General features: G+C 73.1%; 17 protein-coding genes. 12 read left to right on the top strand and 5 right to left on the bottom strand.

From position 1 onward, the window contains the following. Positions 1 to 289: 289 nt before the first annotated feature. From ABZ862_RS19030 to ABZ862_RS19000, 7 genes are all read left to right on the top strand, one after another. Complete coding sequence (locus tag ABZ862_RS19030) at positions 290 to 928, top strand: toll/interleukin-1 receptor domain-containing protein (protein WP_360959442.1); 639 nt, start codon at positions 290 to 292, stop codon at positions 926 to 928. Continuing rightward, the gene (locus ABZ862_RS19025; protein ID WP_360959440.1) at positions 925 to 3,333 is read left to right on the top strand and encodes a hypothetical protein; all 2,409 of its coding nucleotides are present in this window, start codon (positions 925 to 927) and stop codon (positions 3,331 to 3,333) included. The genes ABZ862_RS19030 and ABZ862_RS19025 overlap by 4 nt, the downstream gene beginning before the upstream one ends. Positions 3,334 to 3,348: 15 nt before the next feature. Beyond that, a complete protein-coding gene (locus tag ABZ862_RS19020) occupies positions 3,349 to 4,254 on the top strand; it encodes a hypothetical protein (protein WP_360959438.1) in 906 nt (301 codons plus the stop codon). Then, positions 4,251 to 5,687, top strand: coding sequence for an OmpA family protein (locus ABZ862_RS19015; protein WP_360959436.1), 1,437 nt, complete (start codon positions 4,251 to 4,253; stop codon positions 5,685 to 5,687). Before ABZ862_RS19020 ends, ABZ862_RS19015 begins: the two co-directional genes overlap by 4 nt. Positions 5,688 to 5,698: 11 nt before the next feature. Next, on the top strand, positions 5,699 to 7,255 hold the full coding sequence (locus tag ABZ862_RS19010; protein WP_360959434.1) for a hypothetical protein: 1,557 nt from the start codon (positions 5,699 to 5,701) through the stop codon (positions 7,253 to 7,255). Next, positions 7,252 to 7,689, top strand: coding sequence for a hypothetical protein (locus ABZ862_RS19005; RefSeq protein WP_360959432.1), 438 nt, complete (start codon positions 7,252 to 7,254; stop codon positions 7,687 to 7,689). Before ABZ862_RS19010 ends, ABZ862_RS19005 begins: the two co-directional genes overlap by 4 nt. A gap of 80 nt (positions 7,690 to 7,769) precedes the next feature. Beyond that, the gene (locus ABZ862_RS19000; protein ID WP_360959430.1) at positions 7,770 to 8,618 is read left to right on the top strand and encodes a hypothetical protein; all 849 of its coding nucleotides are present in this window, start codon (positions 7,770 to 7,772) and stop codon (positions 8,616 to 8,618) included. Between the two features lie 44 nt (positions 8,619 to 8,662). On the opposite strand, the gene ABZ862_RS18995 is transcribed toward ABZ862_RS19000, so the two are convergent. Together ABZ862_RS18995 and ABZ862_RS18990 are read right to left on the bottom strand one after the other, a co-directional pair. After that, the gene (locus ABZ862_RS18995) at positions 8,663 to 10,162 is read right to left on the bottom strand and encodes a HAMP domain-containing sensor histidine kinase (RefSeq protein ID WP_360959428.1); all 1,500 of its coding nucleotides are present in this window, start codon (positions 10,160 to 10,162) and stop codon (positions 8,663 to 8,665) included. A gap of 35 nt (positions 10,163 to 10,197) precedes the next feature. Then, complete coding sequence (locus ABZ862_RS18990) at positions 10,198 to 10,869, bottom strand: response regulator transcription factor (protein ID WP_360959427.1); 672 nt, start codon at positions 10,867 to 10,869, stop codon at positions 10,198 to 10,200. A gap of 278 nt (positions 10,870 to 11,147) precedes the next feature. Here ABZ862_RS18990 and ABZ862_RS18985 point away from each other — a divergent pair, with 278 nt between their 5' ends. From ABZ862_RS18985 to ABZ862_RS18965, 5 genes are all read left to right on the top strand, one after another. Continuing rightward, a complete protein-coding gene (locus tag ABZ862_RS18985) occupies positions 11,148 to 11,939 on the top strand; it encodes a hypothetical protein (protein WP_360959425.1) in 792 nt (263 codons plus the stop codon). 244 nt (positions 11,940 to 12,183) lie between these two features. Beyond that, positions 12,184 to 12,558 carry a BlaI/MecI/CopY family transcriptional regulator gene (locus ABZ862_RS18980; RefSeq protein WP_360959823.1) on the top strand — a complete coding sequence of 125 codons (375 nt, stop codon included), beginning with the start codon at positions 12,184 to 12,186 and terminating at the stop codon, positions 12,556 to 12,558. 4 nt (positions 12,559 to 12,562) lie between these two features. Beyond that, entirely contained in the window at positions 12,563 to 13,609 is a 1,047-nt protein-coding gene (locus ABZ862_RS18975; RefSeq protein ID WP_360959423.1) for a M56 family metallopeptidase, read from the top strand. Positions 13,610 to 14,043: 434 nt separating this feature from the next. Beyond that, entirely contained in the window at positions 14,044 to 15,423 is a 1,380-nt protein-coding gene (locus tag ABZ862_RS18970; RefSeq protein WP_360959421.1) for a glycosyltransferase, read from the top strand. Beyond that, positions 15,420 to 16,160, top strand: coding sequence for a polysaccharide deacetylase family protein (locus ABZ862_RS18965; protein WP_360959419.1), 741 nt, complete (start codon positions 15,420 to 15,422; stop codon positions 16,158 to 16,160). Before ABZ862_RS18970 ends, ABZ862_RS18965 begins: the two co-directional genes overlap by 4 nt. 218 nt (positions 16,161 to 16,378) lie before the next feature. Here ABZ862_RS18965 and ABZ862_RS18960 read toward each other — a convergent pair whose 3' ends face one another. The 3 genes from ABZ862_RS18960 to ABZ862_RS18950 all read right to left on the bottom strand — a co-directional run bounded on the left by ABZ862_RS18960 (position 16,379) and on the right by ABZ862_RS18950 (position 21,261). Beyond that, positions 16,379 to 17,563, bottom strand: a complete 1,185-nt coding sequence (locus tag ABZ862_RS18960; protein WP_360959417.1) for an SPFH domain-containing protein — start codon at positions 17,561 to 17,563, stop codon at positions 16,379 to 16,381. 11 nt (positions 17,564 to 17,574) lie between these two features. Beyond that, positions 17,575 to 17,826, bottom strand: a complete 252-nt coding sequence (locus ABZ862_RS18955) for a hypothetical protein (RefSeq protein ID WP_360959416.1) — start codon at positions 17,824 to 17,826, stop codon at positions 17,575 to 17,577. A 453-nt stretch (positions 17,827 to 18,279) separates the two neighbouring features. Then, the gene (locus tag ABZ862_RS18950; protein WP_360959414.1) at positions 18,280 to 21,261 is read right to left on the bottom strand and encodes an FG-GAP-like repeat-containing protein; all 2,982 of its coding nucleotides are present in this window, start codon (positions 21,259 to 21,261) and stop codon (positions 18,280 to 18,282) included. Between the last annotated feature and the right edge of the window lie 326 nt (positions 21,262 to 21,587).

Raw genomic sequence — 21,587 nt, 5'->3', positions numbered from 1 at the left:
TCGGCTGCCGCCTGGCCGGTTCCGGCCGGTTTCAGGCGGTTCCATCGTGCACCGGTCCGGGCGGTGACCGCGGTTTCCCGGTGGCGGCCGCAGCGGGGAAACGCCCCGCTGTCTGCCGTCCTGCTCCCCACCACCCCTGAAAGGGTGTTCCGTTTCCCTGGCAAAAGGGTCAGGGAAACGCGTTGACCTGCACTTCTCGTACTGAAAATCTCGCCAATACGGATACGTTCCCGGACCTCCCGGAAACGGTCCGCAAGCGCTCTGCGCACAACCCGTGAGGAGTCACCCTGTGACCGGAATCTTCATCAACTACAGGACGGGTGACGGGGGACAGGCTCCCGAACTCATTGACGAAAGGCTCGTGAAGGTGTTCGGCAAGGACAGGGTGTTCCGGGACCGCCGGAGCATGTCCGGCGGAACGGATTTCCCCGAGTTCCTGTACCGGGAACTGGTGTCCAGCACGGTTGTTCTCACCCTGATCGGTCCCCACTGGCTCGACATCCGCGACCAGAGGACCGGGGCTCGCCGGATCGACATGCCGCAGGACTACGTCCACAACGAGATCGCGACCGCGATCATGCTGAACAAGGTCGTCATCCCGGTGCTGCTCGACACGGGCCTCCCCCCGGCGGAGCAGCTCCCGCCGGCCATCGTCGGGCTCAACACCCGGCAGGCCCTGCATCTGCGCCTGGGGTACAGCCACCACGACCTCGACATCCTCGTCGGCGAACTCCGCAAGCACGTGCCCGAGAAGCGGAGCGAGAAGAAGACCGGGAAGAACCGCGGCGAGGACGGCGGTGTCGTCATCGGCTCCGGGAACAGCCGCTTCGACCGCTGCGCCGTCGGCTACGAGAACACGACGTACATCGAGCGCGCCGACCCCGCCGACCTCCGTGAGCCCGGCACGGACGTGGAGCGGCCGTCATGAGCGACCAGCCGGGGGAGGCCCCTGCGGCGGCCGCCTCCGAGGAACCGCCGCCGTCCGCCCCCACCGCGCCGGAGGCCCCCGCGTCCGGAGACGGACAGGGAGCCGCCACGCCGGGTGACGGCGCGCCGGTCACCGGCCCGCAGCCCGGACACGTACCGCCGCAGGAGCGGCACGGCGGACAGCCTGCGGCCGACGGCGCCCCCGCCCCCGGGGCCGGAACCCCCCGGACCGCCGCCCCGGGGAGCGCCCCCGCCCCCGAGCCGCAGGTCTCCTTCGAGGAGCAGAGCGCCGCCCGGGAGCGGTACAACCTCCTCAGGACGAGCCGCGGTGCCGTCAACCTCGGTGCCGGCGGACACAGCTACTACGTCGAGAACATGCACAGCGGCGACGGCGGCCCGCAGAAGTCCGAGGTCCAGGCCGTCCCCCTCCCCGAGGACGCCCCCACGGCGACCTACGCGCCGGTGTCCGGGCAGGACGAGATGGAGCGCGCTCTCGCCGAGCACCGCGTGATCGTGCTGAGCGGGGAGGAGGGCACCGGACGGCGCGCCACGGCGACGGCCCTCCTCACCCGGTGCAGCAGGCCCCACTACGCGGTCAGCGCCCTCTACCGCGAGGACGCGGACGTGCTCCAGGGCGTGTGCGAGCAGGCCGGGCGGCTGTTCGAGAGCGGTCACGGCTACCTGGTCGAGGCGGACGCCCGGCCCGTCACCGCGCGCACACTGGACCGGCTGGGGCGGCTGGCGGTCCAGTACGACGTCAACGTGGTGGTCACCGCCCGGCGGTCCGCTCTCGCCGATGTGACGGGTGACATCCATGTCGTCGAACACCCGGGGCCCGACCCCATGCAGGTGCTCGAAGCCCATCTCAGGGAGCAGGCCACCCGTCACCGGCTGTACTGCCGCCGGACCGAGGACGACGGCGGGCTGCCGTGCGACGCGGGCAGTGCGCGGCGGTTCATCGCCCGGGTGACCGGCAACGAACAGTTGCGGACCACCCTGGGGCTGGTCCGGTCGGTGACCGGAGTGGTCCAGCTGGCCCGCGCCCTCGCGGCGAACGTCCACGCCACGGACGAGGCCCTCTCGGACGTCATCGGCCGCTGGCGCGACTGGCTGCATCTGCTCGCCCGGGAGATGCTCGGCCTCGACGACGACGGGCGGGACGAGGACCGGACACCCGACCCGCACCACAAGGCGTTCCGGATCGCGTACGCGCTCTTCAACGGACACCCCCTGTCCGACGTCGTCGAGGCGGGCGAGCTGCTCAGCCGGATCTTCCTGCCGCACTTCGGGATCGCGGAGGACGAGCTCGTCCAGCACATGGCCGAGCAGAACATCGACCGGCTCGTACCGCAGGAGATGCGGGCCTCCGAGGCGACCGCGGCCGACGCCCGCAACACCGCCCGGCGCGCCCTGCTGGTGCACGAGGAACTGCTGCACAGCATGCTGGAGAGCACCTGGGACGCGTACAGCCGGCTGCGGGTGCCGTTCCTGGAATGGCTCGACCTCCTGGTCGGCGGGCGCGGTCCCGGACGGGAGCGGGTCAGGGTCCGGGTCGCCCAGCTCGTCGGCCTCCTGATGGAGCACGACTTCGACTTCATCTACCGGGAGTGCGTCGGTCCCTGGGCCAGATCCGACTCCGGGGTGCGGAGGCAGTGCGCCGCCCTGGCCCTCGAAATGGCCGCGGCCCAGGGCGGTACGGCGACGGCGGACCGGGTCGCCGCCCGGGTGCAGGACTGGGCCCGCAGCCCCGGCGCCGCCCTCCAGGACAGCGCGGCCCGCTCCTACGGCACGTCGCTCGGCCTGCGTGACGTACCGGCCACCCTCGCCGAGCTGGGCCGGCTCGGCCGGAAGCCCGAACTGGTGACGTCCAGCTCCATCGCCTTCTCCACGGCGTGGCTGTTCCTGGCCGGCCGGGTCGAGGAGGTGATGGCCGAACTCGGCCACTGGGCGAGCGCCCAGGACGAGTACCTTCCGCGGCACGCCGTCCGTACCCTCCTCGCGCTCGGCCGGTGCACGATCAGCGCGGACCGGACCGGCCGTCCCGCCCTCGCCGAACTCGCCCTGGACAACGACAAGAACGCCGAACTGCTCGTCACGTTCCTGAACCGTGCCCTGAGCACCACGGAGACGTCCACCCGCGCCTGGAACCTCCTGGCCCGCTGGCTGCCGGACGCGGACACCGAGGGCAACGAGGACCTCGCCGCGCTCTACGAGTCGCTCGCCCCGCGGATCTTCAAGGGCCGGCTGCTGAGGAACCGGACCCGGTTCCACGTGACCTGGGTCTGGCTGCCCCGCCACAAGAACTCCCGGACGCTGCGCCGCGTCCTGCGCGCACTCGACACCGACCCCGGCCCCGACCCCGGCGACCGCCCCGGCCCCGACAACCGTCCCGAATCCGACAGTTGATGAAAGGAAGCCCCGATGACGAACACCCGTAAGAAGGGACTGCTGGCCCGGTGGCGGGAGTGGTGGCGCGACCGCCGTGAGCGCCGCGCCCGGCTCCGGCCCGACGTCCCGGAACCGGCGGCCGAGTGGGTGTCGCCCGCGCTGGACACCGTGGAGTCCCCCCAGCCCGACGCGGACGCCGACGTGGCGCCCGGCGGCGAGGCGTTGCGGCTCGCGGCGCAGGGCGACATCTTCGAGTTCCAGGTGCTGCCCCACTTCCGCTGGCACAGCGGGAACATGACGGTCGAGCGGCTGCGCGAGCGGGCGGGCACGCTGACGGCGGCGGCCCGCGACGAACTCCTCAAGCGGGCCTGGGCGCTGGCCCGTACCTGCGACCCCAACGACCCGGTCAAGGCGGAGGAGTTGATCAACTCCGAGCTCTCCGACGGCTGGTGTTACTCGAACGACGGCGAGCTCGTCAAGTGCCGGCCCACGGTCCGGGTCCGTATCGACCCCGTCCTGCGCGACCGGATACGGCCCGCCCGGCTGGAGGAGCAGGGGCTCAGGGACGAACTGCGGCTGGGGCGGCTGAAGGCCGCGCACGCCAGGCTCCTGACCGAGGAATGGCTCCAGGTCATCGCGGACCTCGAACGCTCCGGCGAACTCACGCCGGTACAGCGCCAGTTCCTCGTCCCGATCGCCGCCTCGCTGGCCGACGGCGACTTCGCCGCCGCTTGCGACACGCTCCGCTCCGCGCGCCGTACGGGCGCCGTCGCGCTCGCCAACGTACTGAACCAGGCCACCAAGAACCACGAGCAGATCGGCCTCTTCGAGTTCGCCAACGCCTACGACAAGGCGCTGAACAGCTTCTCCCAGCAGATGGGACTCACCCCCTTCTCCTGGATCCTGGACGGACCGCCCCCGCCGGAGGACGACCGATGACAACGACACCTCCGCCCGGAACCGGCCCCGCCGCCCGGCCCACCCGGTCCGCCCCGTTCACGCGGGCCGCCTGGGTCGTCCGCTCCGCCTGGACCCACCGGTCCGACCGGGCCGTCCCGTCCGCCGAGACCGTCCGGTCCGATCAAGCCGCCCACTCCGTCCCGTCCGTCCCGTCCACTCCGCGGGTGTCCCGCCGGGTGCACCCGGTCCGGGCCGTCGGCACCGTGCTTCTCCTCCCCGCCCTCGTGGCCGGGCTGCTCACGGGCTGCGCCCCGGGCCCCGGCTCGCAGGCGCAGTGCGGCTGGATGCGGAAAGGGGCCGACAGCGCCTCGCCCGCGACGGAGGGCCAGACGGTGGTCCTCGTCGACGTCTCGTCCTCCGTACGCGGTTCCACCCCTGCGTCCGGCGGGGTCGACGACTCCGACGCCGTCGGACAGCGCCTCGGCACGTGGCTCGACGGCGTCGGGACGGTGTCCGTCGCCGCGTTCGGCGGGGACGCGCACGACCTGCGGTGGACCGCCCGGAACTGGGCCACCCGGCCGCCGCACGGCAACGAGGACAACTGGAAGCGCCGTACCGCGTCCGTACCCGGATGCGTGGCGACGGCGGTGGCCGGGGCCCAGGCGTCGGTGCCCGGCCGCGGCGGCAGCGACGTGCTGGGCGCTGTACGGGAGGCGAGCACCGTGCTCGCCGGCACCGAGGGCACCCGCAGACTGGTCGTGCTCACCGACGGCCTGCCCACGACGGGCTGCGCCGACCTGCGCGGGGCCGGGTTCGAGGAGAAGGCGGAGACCGACGCGATCGTCCAGCGCTGCCGCGACGAGAAGGAAGTGACGTCCCGGACCCTGCTGTCCGTGGAGACCGTGTTCGTGGGTCTCGGACGGACGGCACAGGATGCGCCGCAGGCCTCACCCGCGCAGTCGGAGTGGCTCGCCGGACTGTGGCAGGGACTGTGCGCCGCCGCCCACCCGGAACCGGCCCACGGTCCCGACTGCGCGCTGATCACCGTCGCGGCGACCCGGCAGTCCGGCGGCAAGGCGTCCCCGCGGCGACCGCACGACCCGGCCGTCGAGTTCCCGGAGCGCACCTACAGGCAGGCCGGTGCCAGAGCCCTGTTCGACCCGGACTCCGCCGTCCTGCGCCCCGCGGCACTTCCCCGGCTGACCAGGATCGCCGTCGATCTGCGAGGTCTGGACGGGGCCCGCGTCCGGGTCCTCGGCTACGTGGATCCACGTGGCGGCTCGGCCAACAACCGGAAGCTGTCGCAGGCGCGCGCGGACGCAGTCAAGAGCGAACTGGAACGGCTCGGCGTGCGGCGCGTGACGGCCGTCGGCAAGGGCGTGCCCGACGGGTGCCCCGGAGCCGCGGGCGACCTCGGTAAGGAACAGAAGCTGCAGTGCGACCGCCGGGTCGACATCGTGGTCGTCCGGTGAGGGAGAAGACGATGAGCACCACCGAGGTCGAGATCGAGACGAGTACCACCAAGGCCAGGAAGAACCGCGCGCCGCGCGTGCCCGACGGCGTGGTGCTGAGCGCGGCGCGGGACTGCCCGGGCGGGCGCGGACCGGACGGCGAGGCGGCGGAGACACCGCCGCCGGTCCGCCTCGTCGACCGCACCGACAGCCGCGAACGCGCCGTCCTCATGCGGGCGTTCAGCAACGCCAACACCCGTCTGACGGACGACCAGCCGGCCCTCGGCAAGGCCTGCGCGACGGTCGTCAGGTCCGCACAGCGCGTGGAACGCGGCATCGCGGCCGTCGACCGGTTCCGGCGCACCGAGGGCGTACTGCCCACCGCGCCCGACGGAGCACCGCCGGCCGCGCCGACCGCGCTGCGGAGGACCGCGCGCCCGGAGCCGGACTCCCGGACGCAGGACCGGACCACGGCAACGGCACACAACCCGCTGCGGGACACCCTCCTGTGGCGCCGGCTGGTCTGGCCCGTGACCGCCGCCGCGGCGGTCTTCGACGCGGCGTTCGTGGGCTCCGTGATCCAGCAGCTCCTGGAGGCGGAGAAGGACGAGGTGCAGTACTGGCTGGCGTACCTGCCCGGCCTCGCCACCGCGGTCTGCCTCCAGGCCGCGGGAGCCTTCCTCGCCGAGCGCACGGCCGCCGTACGGAAGGCCCGGGCTGCCGCTGCCACCGGCGACGGTGATGCCGACGGCACTGCTGCTGCGGCCGACCGCCGGGAAGCCCGGCGCCGGTGGCGTCCGCTGGTGGCCCCCTGGCTGTTCACCCTCGCCGTCCTCGGGCTGATAGCCGGACTGGGCGTCGTACGGGTGATGATGGCGGTGGAGTCCTCGGGCGACGCCTATCTGACGCGCTACCAGCCCGTCATCGTGCTGCTCCTGTTGCTGCTCAGCGTCGCCGCCGTGGCGGCGAAACTGCTGGCGTACGACCCGGAGGCGGCCGGGGCCGCCGCGGAGGACCGGCGCACGAAAAAAGCGGCGAAGGCGCGGAAGAAGCACAGGAAGGCCGCCGACGAACTGTCCGACGAGGCGAGGAAGGCACTCGTGGCCCATGTCGCGGCCTGGGACGCACTGAAGGCGGCCCTCGACGCGACGGAACAGGGCGCCCGCAGGCACGTGGAGGACGCGTCCACCGACCTCATGGAGGAACGCGCGCGCACGGGAACGGCGGGCACCTTCGACCTCCCGCTGCGCACGGTCACCTGGCCCCCGGAACGCACGGCCAAGACCCCGTGCGCCCACCGCCGGCTGCTCGCGCCGGTGCCACCCGAGGGAGGACCGGAGATCAGACTGGACCTGCTGACCGAGACGTGGGAGACCCTCACCGCCCACCACCCGGCCGGCCTCGACCGCCGCCTCCGTAAGGCCCTCGCCGACCTCGACCGCCCGCGGAACCCCCGGCCCGGGCAGCCCCGCGAGGCCGTGCCCGCACCGGAACCGCACCCGGAACCCCCACTCGACCCGGACCCGGACCCGGCGTCGGCGTCGGACCCGGACCCGTGGCAGTGGCCGGACGAGGAAGCCGCCGGATGAGCACCGTGCCCGCCCCGCAGGCCCCCGACGAGACGAGGATGAAGCACCTCGAACTCCTCCAGATCACCATCGGCCGGCTCGGCGCGAACTCCTTCCTGATCAAGGGATGGGCCATGACCGTCAGCGGAAGCCTGATCACCGTCGCGACGGGAGGCGCCGGATGGACCGTGGCGGTGATCGCCCTCATGATGACCTCGGGCCTCTGGCTGCTGGACGCCTACTACCTGGAACAGGAACGCCTGTTCCGCTCCCTCTACAACCGGTCCCTGACCTCCGACACCCCGCCGGTCCCGCCGTTCAGCATGGACGTGGAACGCTTCGCCCAACCCGTCCCCTGGCGCAGGGTCGCCCTGTCCCGCACGATGACCCTGTTCTACGGCACGTTCGCCCTGGTCGACCTGGCCGCGACAGCACTCCTCCTGACCGTCTCCTGACCGTCCCCTGGCCGGCCTGTCCGGGGTCGCCGCACGGCAGTCAGGATGCGTTCAGGGAGTCCGTGGCACGGTCGGGCCCCATGACACACGGAACATCACAGAGCACCTCACAGAGCCCCGCGCCGACAGCGCCCGGCGCCGGGGCGCCCTCGGGCCGCCGGCCGCGCCGGAACAAGGTGCCCGAGGTCACCCTCTACTTCTGGATCATCAAGGTGCTGTGCACGACCGTCGGGGAGACCGCGGCCGACCTGCTCAATGAGAAGGCCGGCCTCGGTCTGACCGGCGTGTCGCTGCTGATGAGCGCCCTCCTGGCCGTCGTCCTGGTCGTGCAGTTCCGCACCGGCGCCTACCGCGCGGGCGTCTACTGGACGGCCGTCGCCCTGATCAGCGTCGTGGGCACGCTGATCAGCGACAACCTCACCGACAACATGGGTGTCCCGCTGGAGACCAGCACCACCGTGTTCGCGGTCGTCCTCGCCGTCGTCTTCACGGTCTGGTACCGGCGTGAACGGACCCTGTCCATCCACCACATCGACACCACCGGCCGTGAGGCCTTCTACTGGCTCGCCGTCCTGTTCACCTTCGCCCTCGGCACCGCCGCCGGCGACCTGGTCTCCGAGCGCATGGACCTCGGCTACTGGCTCTCCGCGGTCCTGTTCGCCCTGGCCATCGCCGCCGTGGCCCTCGCCCACCGCACGCTCGGGCTGGACGCGGTGGGGAGCTTCTGGATCGCCTACATCCTCACCCGCCCGCTCGGCGCGTCCATCGGCGACTACCTCTCCCAGCCCACCGGGGACGGCGGCGTGGGCCTGGGCACCGTCGTCACCAGCGCGCTGTTCCTCACCGTCATCCTCGGCCTGGTGGTGTACCTGGCGGTGACCCGGAAGGACGTGGCGCCGGCCCAGGAGGCCGTACGGCACGCCGACTGACCGGACGCACGGCAGGCGTCCACAAGACCCGTTCCGGGGGCCGGTCACCCGGCGGGCAGGTCGGCCAGGAAACGCGCCCCGCCGGTGTACGAGGGATCGTGGGACACCTCGCCCCCGGTGGAACGGGCCAGCCGCCGCGCGAGCGGGAGTCCGAGACCCGCGCCGTCGTGTCCGTCCTCGGGGTCGGCCCTGCGGCCGGGCCGGAAGAGGTCCCCGGTGAACGACTCGGGCACGCCCGGACCGTCGTCGGTGACGCTGATCCGTATGCCGCCCGGCACCGGCCGCGCGGACACGGTGATCGTCGAGCGGGCGTAACGGCCCGCGTTGGCCAGCAGCGGGCTGACGATGCGTTCGAGGAGCGCGGGCACGACGCCCGCCTCCAGCTCCGGGTCCGTCACCTCGACGACGGCCTTGACCTGCTCGGGGGCCACGAGGGCGCCGACCAGCCGGCTCAGGGCCGGTGCGACGGCGGTGGCCCCGGGGGCGGTGGTGCCGGGGGTGGTGGTGCCGGGGGTGGTGCGGCCGGGGGCGGTACCGCTGCCGATGCCCGTGCTGCCGGAGGTCGCCTCGCCGGACGCCGCGGAGAGGTCCCGCACGCTCTCACGGGCGTCGCTCAGCAGGGTGTCGCAGATGGTGCGCATCGACCGGGCGGCCTCGTCGATCACCTCGTGGGTGGCGCGGGTCTCGGCGGCCGTACGGGGTCGGGCCCGCCACCAGTCCAGCTCGATGACGATCCGGGTGAGCGGTGTGCGCAGTTCGTGGGACAGCTCCCCGGTCAGCTGCCGCTCGTAGCGCAGCAGCGTCCGGATACGGTCCAGCAGTGCGTCCAGCGAGGTGCCGAGGCGGGCGAGTTCGGCGGGTTGGCCCGCCGTGCCGAAGCGTTCGTCGGAGCCGACGGCGCTCCACTGGGTGGCCTGGTCGGTCATGTCCCGCACCGGGCGCAGCGCCCGCCCGACGGCCAGCCGGGTCAGCCCGTACGTGCACGCGAGCATGACGGCGTCCAGGATCAGGGAGCCCAGCAGCAGCGTGTCCGCCGAACTCCGGTACGGGGCGAGGTTCACGGCCGTGACGACCGTGGCGGAGCCGGTGCGACCGGTCACGGGCCGGGAACACATCCGGACGAGGCGGGGGCTCCGGGCGGTCGCGCAGACCGTCCCTCCCCGCGCGGCCAGCCGGCCGGCGGTCCGGGTCAGGGCGCCGTCGGCCGTGGCGGACGGAGGCTTCTCCAGCAGACGCGGTCCGGCGTAGATCCACACGTTCGCGTCGAGGAGGCCGTCGCCGGCGGTCTCCACGACCCGTACCCGCGGGCCACGGGTGTCGACGGTCGTGGCGACGGCTGCCGCACGGTTGCGCAGCTCGTCGTCCGCCTGGTGCCGCAGATGCCGCTCCACCGCCACGTTGAACACCACGGTCAGCACGGTCATCAGCAGAGCGGCGGTGGTGAGGGCCACGAGGGAGAGCCGGCCGCGCAGCGTGCGCGGCGTCAGCCGACGCGGCAGTCCGTTCAGCAGCGGTCCCTTCAGCAGCAGTCTGTTCAGCGGCATTCTGTTCGGCGGCAGTCTGTTCGGCAGCGGTCCGTTCATGAGAGCCGGTGTCCGATCCCGCGTGCCGTGCGCAGGCTCAGGGCGCTGCCCGCCTCGCGCAGCTTGCGGCGCAGCCTGCTCAGGTACTGGTCGAGTGTGTTGTCACTGACGTGTGCCCCGTCCGGCCAGGCGGCCCTGACCAGGTCACGACGGCTCACGACGGCGCCGCCCGCGGCCACGAGGGTGGCCAGCAACCGGAACTCGGTCGGCGACAGCTCCACGGGGACGCCGCCCACGCTCACACTGTGCCGGGTGGCGTCCAGGACCAGGTCGCCGACCGTGGCCACGGCCCCCGGCGCGGCCGCTGAGCGTCTGATCGCGGCCCGCAGCCTGGCCACGAGTTCGGCGAGATGGAACGGCTTGGGCAGGTAGTCGTCGCCTCCCGCGGAGAACCCGGACAGCCGGTCGGTGAGACCATGACGGGCCGTCAGGAAGATGACGGGAGCGCCGAATCCGTTCCCGCGCATCGCCTGGCACACGTCCCGGCCGTCCGCGTCGGGCAGCCCGACGTCCAGGACGACCGCGCCGATGCCGTCGGCCGCCGCCAGCCGCAGGGCGGTGGCCCCGTCGGCGGCGGGGACAGGCTCGAAACCCTCCTCGGCCAGCCCGCGGCGCAGTACGTCCCGCAGCGCGTGGTCGTCCTCCACGACCAGGATCTTGTGACGCATGGTCCTCCAGCGGATCTTCGGCCGTACGGCTGACTACAGTGGTGTAGACGTCAACGGGACTCTAGTGCCTCCGGCCGGGGTGTCCGCTCCCCGCTGTCCTCCCGGGCGGCGGGAGCGGCTCGTATCATCTGCTCAACCGCCTTGACCAGGGCTTTCGTCGAGGTGTTCAGGTTGCTTTCAGGTTGACCGTGCCGTTGTGCAACTCATGCACCGGAAGCCCCAAAACAATGGCAAAGGCATCTGTGGCACCTGGGGTCCGCCGTGTCATCGTGCGCTCCATGACCACCGAGCGTCTCCTCGACGACCCCTCCTTCGCCCCCGTGCGCACCCTGGCGAACAAGGTGCCGGAAGCGACCGTCTGCTTCTGGATCATCAAGGTGCTCACCACCGGCATGGGCGAGACCGCGTCGGACCTCCTCGCCCGGGTCCTCGGCCCCGTACCGGCGGTCGGCCTCGGCGGTCTCGCGCTCGTGGCCTCCCTGGCCGTCCAGTTCGCCGTACGCCGGTACATCGCCTGGGTGTACTGGACCGCCGTCGTCATGGTCAGCGTGTTCGGCACCATGGCCGCCGACGTCCTGCACGTCGGCCTGGGCGTGCCCTACGCCGTCTCCGCGCCGTTCTTCCTCGTCGCGCTGACCGCGGTCTTCGCGCTCTGGTACGCCGTCGAGCGGACCCTGTCCGTCCACGGCATCCGCACCCGCCGCCGCGAGGCCTTCTACTGGGCGGCCGTCCTCGCCACCTTCGCCCTCGGCACCGCCGCCGGTGACCTCACCGCGACCACCGGCTTCGGCTACCTCGGCTCGGTGGCCCTCTTCGCCGCCGCGATCTGCGTACCCGCGATCGCCCACCGCCTGGGCGTGCTGGGCGCGGTGCTCGCGTTCTGGACGGCCTACGTGATCACCCGGCCCCTCGGTGCCTCCCTCGCCGACTGGATGGCGCTCGGCCACGCCCGCGGCGGCCTCGGCCTCGGGCTGGGGCCGGTCACCCTCGCCTGGACGGTCGCGATCGCGGGCTTCGTCGGCCGGCCGGGCGTCTCCCGCCGGGACGCGGCCGACGCCGCGACGGTCTGACACGACGGGTCACGCATGACCGGTGCGCACCACAGGTCCTGCGACATGTCCTGCTACACGTCCCGCGCAGTCCTACGACACGTAGGAGACCGCCGGGTAGCCTGTGCGCAAGGACGGCGGGAGAAGCGGCGAGAGCGGCGGGAAGGCGGACGGCCGGGTGGCGGACCGAGAGGACCATGAAGCCAGGGAAGTCCAGGAGGCCCAGGAGACCCAGGAGGCATCCGGCAGGCGGGCGCGCGGTGCACTGGAGAGCGACGTGCTCGCCGCCCTCTGGGCCGCCCCGGGCCCGCTGACCGCGAAGGACGTCCGGGAACGGCTGCCGGGCGACCTCGCCTACACGACCGTCCTGACCATCCTGTCCCGGCTGCACGACAAGGGCATGCTGGTACGGCACCGCGAGGGCCGCGGCTACGCCTACGAGCCGACCCGCGACGAGGCGTCGCACACCGCCCAGCGCATGCACTCCCTGCTGGAGGGCGGTTCCGACCGCGAGGCGGTGCTCACGCGTTTCGTCTCGGAGCTGTCCGCGCAGGACGAGCACCTCCTGCACCAGCTGCTGTCCGGGCACGGTGACGGCGACGCACCCGCCGAGAGCGAGCGCTCCCGCAGGAAGCGGTGACCCGGTGCTGGTCAGCGTCTACATCCCGTTCCTCGTCAGCGCCGCGCTCGCGGTGCTCGCACGCCCCGTGGCCCGCCGGCTGCCCCCGCGCCCGGCGGCCTGGGCACTGGCCTGTGCCGCGCTGGTGGCGGCGGCCGGATGGGCGGGGTCACTCGCCCTGCTGGCCTTCACCGGCGTGGCGCAGATCCCGGAGATCGCGGCGGAGGGTCGCTGGTCCGTGGCCGCGCTGCGCGCCGAGGACCCCGTCTACCTCCTCGTCGCGGCCGTCAGCGCCCTGGTGCTGGCCGCGGGTGCCGTCTCGCTGGGCACGGCCGCCGTCCGGCAGGGGCGGCACCTGGTCCGGGCCCGGCGGGAGTGCGCCGGGCTGCCCGGCGGGACGGAACTGGCCGTGGTCGACGACGACGTCCCGCTGGCCTTCGCGCTCCCCGGGAAGCCCGGGCGGATCGTGGTCTCCCGGGGGATGCTGCGCTGCCTGGACGACGACGGCCGCCAGGCCCTGCTTGCCCATGAACGGGCGCACCTGCGGGGACGGCACCACGTCTTCCAGACCCTGTGGCGGCTGACGGCCGCCCTGAACCCCTTGCTGCGGCCGGTCGCCGTCGCGGGCGGCTACGCCCTGGAGCGCTGGGCCGACGAGGAGGCCGCCGAGTGGGTCGGTGACCGCAAGGCCGTCGCCCACGCCGTCGGGCGCGCCGCCCTGGCGTCCGCCGGTGCCACCCGTCCCGCCGCGCTGGCCGTGACCGGCGGAGCGGTTCCCCAGCGCGTACGGGCCCTGCTGGCCCCGCCTCCGGGCCGCCGCAGCCTGCCCCTGCTGGCGGGTGGACTGCTGCTGGCCGTCTGCTGCGTGAGCCTGGTCAACGCCGCGTCCGACAGCGACCGGATGCTGGACACCGCGCAGTGGGCGCTGTGCGCGGCCCGCCCCGCGCCCGGGGCCGGTGCCGAGGCGGGGGCCGGTGCCGCCGCGCCGGCGCCGCCCGGCGGTCGCGGGCACCGGCCGGATGTCTGCTGCGCCGACCACGACCGTCCGCGACACGGGAAGCGACGCTCCTGACCGGTGCGGAACATGGCTTCCTGGTGTTCATCACGGGTCAGGCCGGCGTAGGACCTCCCGTCTTCTACGTCTTGTAGTAATTTTACCGACGCCCGCGGCGAGGAGTCCCCGCAGGTCGGCGCGCCGTTCGCGCCCCCTGCCCCGATGTGGCCGTCTCTTGAGTTCTACAACATGTAGTAGCTTCAGGTGTCGGCACCACCGCGGTCGAGTCGTGGCCCTGGTGTGCGCACAGGCGCACCCCTGGCCTGCCCGCGGTGCCGCCTGGCCCGGGGCGTGGCCCCGCCACACCCCGTAATCCGTCAGGAGGCTGAACGACCATGCCCCACGATGACGACCTGATGCCGGTGCCGGCACCCGGTCCCCTGCCGGCTCCCCCGTCGGTTTCCGCACGGGTTCCCGTGTCGCTTCCCGTGCCGGCGGCTTCGCCGTCCGCCGTGCCGCCGCCGCGGGGCGCGGACCGCGCCGTACGGATCGCGATCGTCTCCGCCGGTGTCGGCGCCGGACACGACGGGGCGGCCGCGGGGCTGGCGAGAAGACTGGCCGAGCAGGGATACCGGGTGGACCGGCACGACTTCCTCGATCTGCTGCCCGCTGGCGCGGGCCGGCTGCTGTGCGGTGCCTACCACCGCCTGCTGACCTGGCTGCCCGACGGCTACCAGCGCCTCTACGCGGCCACCGATGAGGCGTCACGCCCCGGCGTGGTCTGGCGGACGCTGTTCCGCGCCGCCGAGCGGCGCACGCTGCGGGCGCTCGCGCCGGACACGTGCGCGGTCGTCTCGACGTACCCCGGGGCGAGCCAGGTCCTCGGCGCGCTGCGCGGGCGCGGCCTGCTGACGGTTCCGGCCGTCACCTATCTGACCGACTTCTCCGTGCACGCCCTGTGGGTGGCTCCGGGGATCGACGCGCACCTGGCCGTGCACGCGGTGCCGGCGGCCCAGGCCCATGTACGGGGCGCGGCCGCCGTCAGTGTCGCGGGCCCCGTCACCGATCCGCGCTTCACGCCCGCCGCCGCCCGGCAACGGGCCGCCGCCCGCGACCGGTTCGCCCTGCCCGGGGAGACACCCCTGGCCCTCCTGGTGGCCGGCTCGTGGGGAGTCGGTCCGGTGCGGCGGGCCGCCGCCGAGATACGGGAGAGCGGGGCCGCGGTGCCCGTGGTGGTGTGCGGACGCAACGAGGCGCTCGCTCAGCGGCTGCGCCGGGACGGCGTCGGGCACGTCTTCGGCTGGGTGGACGACATGCCCGGCCTGATGCACGCCTGCGACGTCCTGGTCCAGAACGCGGGCGGACTGACCTCGCTGGAGGCGTTCGCCGCGGGCCTGCCGGTGGCCAGTTACCGCTGCATCCCCGGTCACGGCCGTACCAACGCCGCCGCCCTGGAGGAGGCGGGCCTGGCGTTCTGGATCCGCGACCCGGGGGACCTCGGCCCCGCGCTGGCCGGGCTCCTCCACGGCCCGCGCGGCCGCGCCCAGCGCACGGCGGGACTCACCCTGCACCGCACCGCCCCCGGACCGATACCCGCCATCACCGCCGCCCGAGCCCGAGTCCGCGCCACAGCCGGAACCGGGACCGGGACCGGCCAAGGGCCCGCACCCCAAGTCCGGCCCGTACCCGAAGCCCTGCCCACGTCGGTGCCGCCCGTGCCGCCCGTGCCGACGGCAACACGGTTCCGCGGCAGGCGGCGGCTCGCCCTGACGGCCGCGACCGTGACGGCCACCGTCTCGCTCGGCATCGCCGCCCCGCTCGCCCACGCCTACTCCGAGACGCCCGCCCGCTTCACGGCCGTCACCCACTACCTGGACGGAGACGGACGATGACCCCGGCCCGCCGCCTCGCCCGCACCACCGCGCTCGCCTCGGCCGTGGCCCTGCCCGCGCTCGCCGCCGTGCACGCCGCACCCGTGATCTCCACGCTCGGCCCGCTGCGCAACACGGTCATGCCCCGCCTCGCGGGCCGGGGCCGCCCGGACCACGTGGCCCTCACCTTCGACGACGGCCCCGACCACCTCTCCACCCCGCACTTCCTCGGCCTCCTCGACGCACGCGGGGTGCGCGCCACCTTCTTCCTGCTCGGCTCGATGCTGGTCCGCTCACCCGGCCTGGCGAAGGAGATGGCCGCGGCCGGGCACGAGATCGCCGTCCACGGCTGGCACCACCGCCCCCTCCTGCTGCGCGGCCCCCGGGCCACCTACGACGACCTCGCCCGGGCCCGCGACGCCGTGGCCGACGCCACCGGCAGCCCTCCCACGCTCTTCCGGCCGCCGTACGGGGTCATGACCACCGCCGCCCATCTCGCCTGCCGCCGCCTGGAACTGACCCCGGTGCTGTGGACCTGCTGGGGCGAGGACTGGCGGCGGCGGGCCACCGTCCGGTCCGTCCAGGACACCGTCCTGCGCGACCTGCGCGGCGGCGGCACCGTCCTGCTGCACGACTCCGACTGCACGTCCGCCACCGGCTCCTGGCGCACCACCCTCGGCGCGCTGCCCCGCATCCTCGACACCTGCGAGGCACACGGCTGGCGGACCGGCCCCCTGCGCGAGCACCGGCGACCGTAGATGACCGTGGTCGGCGCGTCGTTCCGCACACGGCGGAAAGCGAGCGGGGACCCGGCGAGCGGCCGAAAGGCCCTCCCGTCCGCCGGACGAAAGGGCCTCCGACCAGGTCGACCAGGCCGATCAGCTGACCAGGTGTTGCTCACCGGGCACGCGCGCGACAGTACCGCCGTCGAAGGCGTCCGGGTTCATCCGGCCACGCGCGATCCGCCGGGCACGCCTCAGTCGACGTGCACCGGACCGTCGCCCGGCTTCTCCTCCTTGCCGCTGGGCAGCTGGGGCAGGCCGTTGCTCTCGCTCGCGGCGGGGCGGTGGCCGTCGGAGTCGTGGCCGCTCAGGTTCTGCCGGACCGAGTCGAGGATCGTCAGACCCTGGGACACCAGGCCGGCGGCGATCTCGCCGAGGCCGTCCGCGCCGTTGAGGACGTTGACGTTGGCGCCGGCGAGGCCGCCGGCGGCTTCCTTGACGATCTGCGGGAGCTGGTCGATCAGCATCCGGTCGAGCGCGACCCGGTCGTACGAGGCAGCCGCCTCCGCCTGTATCTTCATCCGCTGCGCCTCGGCGGCCGCGAGGATCCTGACGCGCTCGGCCTCGGCCTCGGCGGGCTTCACGATCTCGGCGACCAACTGCTGCTGGCGCAGCTTGGCCTGGCGCAGGGCCAGCTCCGTCTGGGCGTCGAGCACCTCCTGCTGGGCGTGCGCCTGCGCCAGCGGTCCGGCCTGCGCGGCCTGCGCCTGCGCGCGGTCCACCTCGGCCGAGTACTCGGCCTTGACGACGGCGGTCTGCCGGGCGTACTCGGCCTGGTTGCGGGCCGCCGCCTGTTCCGCCTCGGCCGCGGCCTGGGTGGCCTGTGCCTGGGCGATCTGGGCCTGCCGCTGGATGGCCGCCTTGTGCGGCGCGGACATCGCGTCGATGTAGCCGGTGTCGCCGTCGTCGATCGACTGGATCTGCAGCGAGTCGACGATCAGGCCGATCTTCGCCATCTCGGTCTTGGAGGTGTCCAGGACCTCCGCGGCGAGCTTCTGCCGCTCGGTGACGATCTCCTCGACCGTCATCGAGCCGATGATGGCCCGCAGGTGCCCGGCGAAGATCCGGCCGGTGAGCACCGACATCTGCTCCTGGTCGGAGAGGAACCGCTGGCCCGCGTTGATGACGCTCTCGTGGTCGTTGCCGACCTTGAAGGCGATGACCGCGCGGACGTGCAACGCGATGCCCTGCCGGGTCACACAGGTCTCGGTGACCTCGGACTCGCACATGGACAGGGTGAGGAACCGGACCTTCCGGAAGATCGGCAGCACGAACTTGCCGTGCCCCGTGACCACTCGGAACGGCGCGCCCCCCAGTCCCCGCCTGCCTCCCGAGATCAACATCGCCTCGTCGGGAGCGGGTACGCGGTATCCGAACATGCATGTACTCCTCAGCCGGCGCCGGTGGTGTCCCCACCGAGCGCGTCCAATGGATCCACCCACTCGATGACGCCGACCTCGCGACATCCCCGTGATTCGATCACGAGCACGGTCGCGCCCACGGGCAGGGGATCGTCCGACCAGGCGAGGAAGGTCTCGGAGCCGCCTCTGACCCGCACCAGTACTTCACCCGGGCCTGTGGAACCACGAGTTCCGATCAGTACTTTCCCGGTGCGGCCGATCACGGCCTCGTCCTGCGGCATCACCGGCCGTCCTCCTCGTCCTGGCCCCATGAACCCGACGATAGGCCCAGTCCGGCCGAGACCCAACGGGCCGGAGGGCCCGGCCTGCGCCACCGGTGCGGAAGCGGAATCGGAATCTGATGCGAGGGCGGTGCATGGCCGCACCCGGTGACCGGCTCGGTCGCCTGACGTCGCTCCATGTGGCTTCGCCGATGGCGAGCAGGGTTTCGCGGCCGCTGTCGGTCTCGCCGTGGACCGGCTGGCATCCGGGCGGCAGGACGTACTCGGCCGGGGTCGTCCTGCCGGGGCCGTCCCGACGTGGGCGCCAGGCCCAGCGGCCGGCGAGCGACCGGCCCGTCTGATCCGTACGTGCGTGAACCCGAGGGGCCTGCCGTGCTCCATGAGCGGCAGACCCCTCCGGCAAGACCCGTGAACCGTCTCCGGGAACCTGTACGGCGACCGGTGCCGGTCACGTCAGTACAGGGCCTTGTAGCCCTGAGTGCCGGTGGCGATCCTCACCCGCGACGCGAACGACCCGTTGCCGTAGCCGCTCTGACGGTAGAGGTTGCCCGCGGTGTCCCGCGCGACGATGTCCGCCCTGCCGTCGCCGGTGATGTCACCCACGCCGACGACCGCGTTGTACGAGCCGCCCCAGCCGGTGAACAGCCGGACCCGGGACGCGAAGGTGCCCTTTCCGGTGCCGTAGTAGCGGTAGAGGTTGTCGGACCTGTCCTGGGCGATCAGGTCGCCGATGCCGTCGCCGTTGAGATCGCCGGCACCGACGACCTTCTTGTACGTCTTCCAGTCGGTGTACAGCCTCACGCGCGCGGACAGCTTTCCGGTGCTGGTGCTCTTGTACAGGTAGACCGCGCCGGTCGAGGCGTTGCGGGCGATCAGGTCGGGCCGTCCGTCGCCACTGATGTCACCGGGCGAGGTCAGCACGTTGTACTGGGTCCAGCCGCCGGCCCCGACCGTCGTGTACGGCGTGCTCGGCTTGAGCGCCGCGCCGCAGCCCGGCTTGTACAGGCGCAGGGCGCCGCTGCTCAGCCGCACCAGCACGTCGTTGCACCGGTCTCCGTTCAGGTCTCCGAACGGGATCGCGGTGATCGAGGCCGGCCAGCCCGAGCCCGTCGTCTTCGTCGAGAACGCCCCGCCGTCACCGCGGTGGAAGGCGAGCACGCCCGCGGAGGTGAGCGTGACGAGGTCACCGATGCCGTCGGACCCGACCTGGTCGCGCCGCACGGCGGCACCACCGGTCAGCTTCAGCGAGCCGGACGCCGTCGCCGACGCGCCCTGCCCGTCTGCGGGGGCCACCGTCAGAGTCCAGGTGTACGTGCCGTTCGGCACGTACGCGCCCGTCGACGTCCTGCCGTTCCAGGACGCCTGGACGGCGTCCTGGGCGGGACCGCTGGAGAGGGTGCGCACTGCCTTGCCGGTCGCCTTGTTCCTGAACACCAGGGTCCATGACGCCGCCGGCTTCGACAGCCACCACTTGCCGTCCCACGGGGCGGAGCTCAGCCCGCTGACCGAGGCGTCCGTCTCCGCCCCGAGGACCGCGATGTCCGTGGCCGTCGTACCGCTCCGCACGATGTGGACGTCCTGGGAGGCGGGGTCCGCATAACCGACCAGACCGGTGTACGGGTCGACGTCCCATTTCCCGCTCTTCGCGGCCAGCGGCCGGCTCACCGCGGACCCGCTGCTGACATCCGTGAGGGTCAGTGCCCCGGCCCCGGAGTCACGCGTGACCAGGAAACCGTCCCCGAGGCGGTGCTCTCCTGCGGCCGGAGCGGTGATGAGCGTCTTCTTGCGGGTGTCGTACACGAAGGCCTTCGACACGCTCCCCTGGGCAAGAGCGCACGAGCCGGACCAGTACACCCAGCGCCCCACCGCCTGGAGTTCCCCGGGGGTGCAGGTGCTGCCCGCCTGGAACGACGTGATCGCCTTGCCCGACGACACCTCCGTGGCCGTCACGCCACCGCCCGCGGACGACGTCCACAGCGTCTCCCCCCACAGGGCGGCGGGACCCGCGACGGCCGCGCCGGTGCGGGTGAGCACGGTCTTCCCCGTGTCCAGGTCCGTGACCGTCAGGCCGTATCCCGCGGACGTGTGTGCCCGCAGGCTCGCGTACCGCCCCTCGACGTCCACGAGTCCCTCGTCTTCCTGGAGGCCGGAGGCGAACAGGGTGCCGGGGAGGGACCGGCCCCGGTCCAGGACGCGGAGTTCCCCGTCCACGGTCCGGTAGACGGCCCGCCCGTCACCCGTACCCCGGAGGTCGGGGCAGCTTCCGTAGTCCCCGCCCATGACCCCGCACCTGCCGGTCGTCCCCCGGTCCGTGCGCGGGCCGGCCGTCAGGGCTCCCTCCGTGACCAGCGAACGGCCGTACAAGTGCGTCGCTCCGTCGCCGGACTCGAAGGTGGTCAGCTCACCGCCGCTCAGATCGAGCGACTCGATCCCCATCGGCACGGCCGGCAGGTCCACGACACGGTGTGTCCGGGGCAGACCGTCGGACCCCGCCTCGATCCTGGCGATGCCGTAGTCCACGGAGGACGTCCCGCCGGCGAGGAGCAGGCCGCCGTCGGGGGTGACGAGGGCTTCGGGGTCCGCCCGCTCGGCCAGGGGCAGTTCCGCGGAGCCGTCGAAGGGCAGCGCGGAGACATGCCAGACGGAGGAGTCGTCGCGCCGCGCGACGACCAGTGCGTCACCGACGACGCCGAGGACCTTGTGCGCGGAGTCGCGGGGGAACAGCACCTCGTGCGCGGGCGCGTCGTAGACGTCCTCGGTGTAGACCCGCACCCGGGCCGTGGTGTACCAGCTCGCCAGGTAATCGGGGCCCACCACGGAGTCCGTGTTCGCCACGTACGAGGGCAGGAGCGTGGCGGCGCCGGTCCCGGGATCCACCACCGCGTACCGGAGGACGCGGTCCGGGCCGTAGAAGCCGACGAGGATGCGGGACGCGGTCCCCGTGGGGGAGAAGGGGAAGACCGTTCCGTCCGGGAATCCGGTGACGGGCACCTGCACCGTGCCGCCGTTCCCGGCGTGCAGCAGGAACAACTGGTTCCGCTCGCCGCCCGCCGCAGCGCCGGCGCCGGTCAGGACGGTGTGTCCGTACGTCTGGAGGTAGCTCTGGTCCGCCGGGACGGTCACGGTCTCCGTCGTACCGGTTCCCATGTCCCGGAGCACGACCTGCCCGCCGCTGCCCTGGGAGGTGCGGAGGGCGACGACGTCCGAACCGGTGCCGTAGACCCCCGGCGTGCGCGGCCCGAGTCCCTCGCCTCCTGCCACCGGCTTCCGGCTGCCGTCGTAGCCGGTCCACCAGAGGCCGGAGCCCTCGGCGGCGGAACGGTACTCGAGGAAGCCGGAGGCCCCCGCACTCTGCAGATACGCCGTGCGCGGAGTCGTGCGCACGGCGGCCGGAACGACCAACTCCGTCGCGCCCTCCGCGTGTGCGGTCCCCACCAGCGGCACAGCGGACACGGAAAGCGCCAACCCGGTGACGGCGGCAAGGGAGCCCCGCACGAAAGCATGACGAGCCACTTGGTACCCCCTCCGCGGAGGGCCCCATCCCCCCGAACAAGTGCGCGGATTCTAGCAGTTGGGACACAGGCGGCTCATGGATCACAGCGCGCGGACGGCGGGCCGGGCCCGTACGTTCGCCGTCGTGCGGCCGAGGGCGTGGTTCCGGGCCGACCTGGGCTCCCAGGGGATCTGCCCTGCCGGGCAGGGGCCGGATGCCGGAAGGCCCTCTCCGGGCTTCGGGCTTCGGGCTCCGAGCCCCGCGGCAT

Origin of the sequence: Streptomyces sp. NPDC047000, from assembly GCF_040644295.1 — a bacterium.
In the GTDB taxonomy this organism is placed as follows: domain Bacteria; phylum Actinomycetota; class Actinomycetes; order Streptomycetales; family Streptomycetaceae; genus Streptomyces.
This window is presented reverse-complemented; position numbering and strand designations above follow the sequence as displayed.

Bases quoted from the DNA above. Each gene is read 5' to 3' on its own strand.
- ABZ862_RS18995 (WP_360959428.1), bottom strand. From the start codon at position 10,162: ATGCCGCTGAACAGACTGCTGCTGAAGGGACCGCTGCTGAACGGACTG.
- ABZ862_RS19010 (WP_360959434.1), top strand. From the start codon at position 5,699: ATGAGCACCACCGAGGTCGAGATCGAGACGAGTACCACCAAGGCCAGG.
- ABZ862_RS18960 (WP_360959417.1), bottom strand. From the start codon at position 17,563: ATGTTCGGATACCGCGTACCCGCTCCCGACGAGGCGATGTTGATCTCG.
- ABZ862_RS18985 (WP_360959425.1), top strand. From the start codon at position 11,148: ATGACCACCGAGCGTCTCCTCGACGACCCCTCCTTCGCCCCCGTGCGC.
- ABZ862_RS18955 (WP_360959416.1), bottom strand. From the start codon at position 17,826: ATGCCGCAGGACGAGGCCGTGATCGGCCGCACCGGGAAAGTACTGATC.
- ABZ862_RS18965 (WP_360959419.1), top strand. From the start codon at position 15,420: ATGACCCCGGCCCGCCGCCTCGCCCGCACCACCGCGCTCGCCTCGGCC.
- ABZ862_RS19000 (WP_360959430.1), top strand. From the start codon at position 7,770: ATGACACACGGAACATCACAGAGCACCTCACAGAGCCCCGCGCCGACA.
- ABZ862_RS18990 (WP_360959427.1), bottom strand. From the start codon at position 10,869: ATGCGTCACAAGATCCTGGTCGTGGAGGACGACCACGCGCTGCGGGAC.
- ABZ862_RS19025 (WP_360959440.1), top strand. From the start codon at position 925: ATGAGCGACCAGCCGGGGGAGGCCCCTGCGGCGGCCGCCTCCGAGGAA.
- ABZ862_RS19005 (WP_360959432.1), top strand. From the start codon at position 7,252: ATGAGCACCGTGCCCGCCCCGCAGGCCCCCGACGAGACGAGGATGAAG.
- ABZ862_RS19020 (WP_360959438.1), top strand. From the start codon at position 3,349: ATGACGAACACCCGTAAGAAGGGACTGCTGGCCCGGTGGCGGGAGTGG.
- ABZ862_RS19015 (WP_360959436.1), top strand. From the start codon at position 4,251: ATGACAACGACACCTCCGCCCGGAACCGGCCCCGCCGCCCGGCCCACC.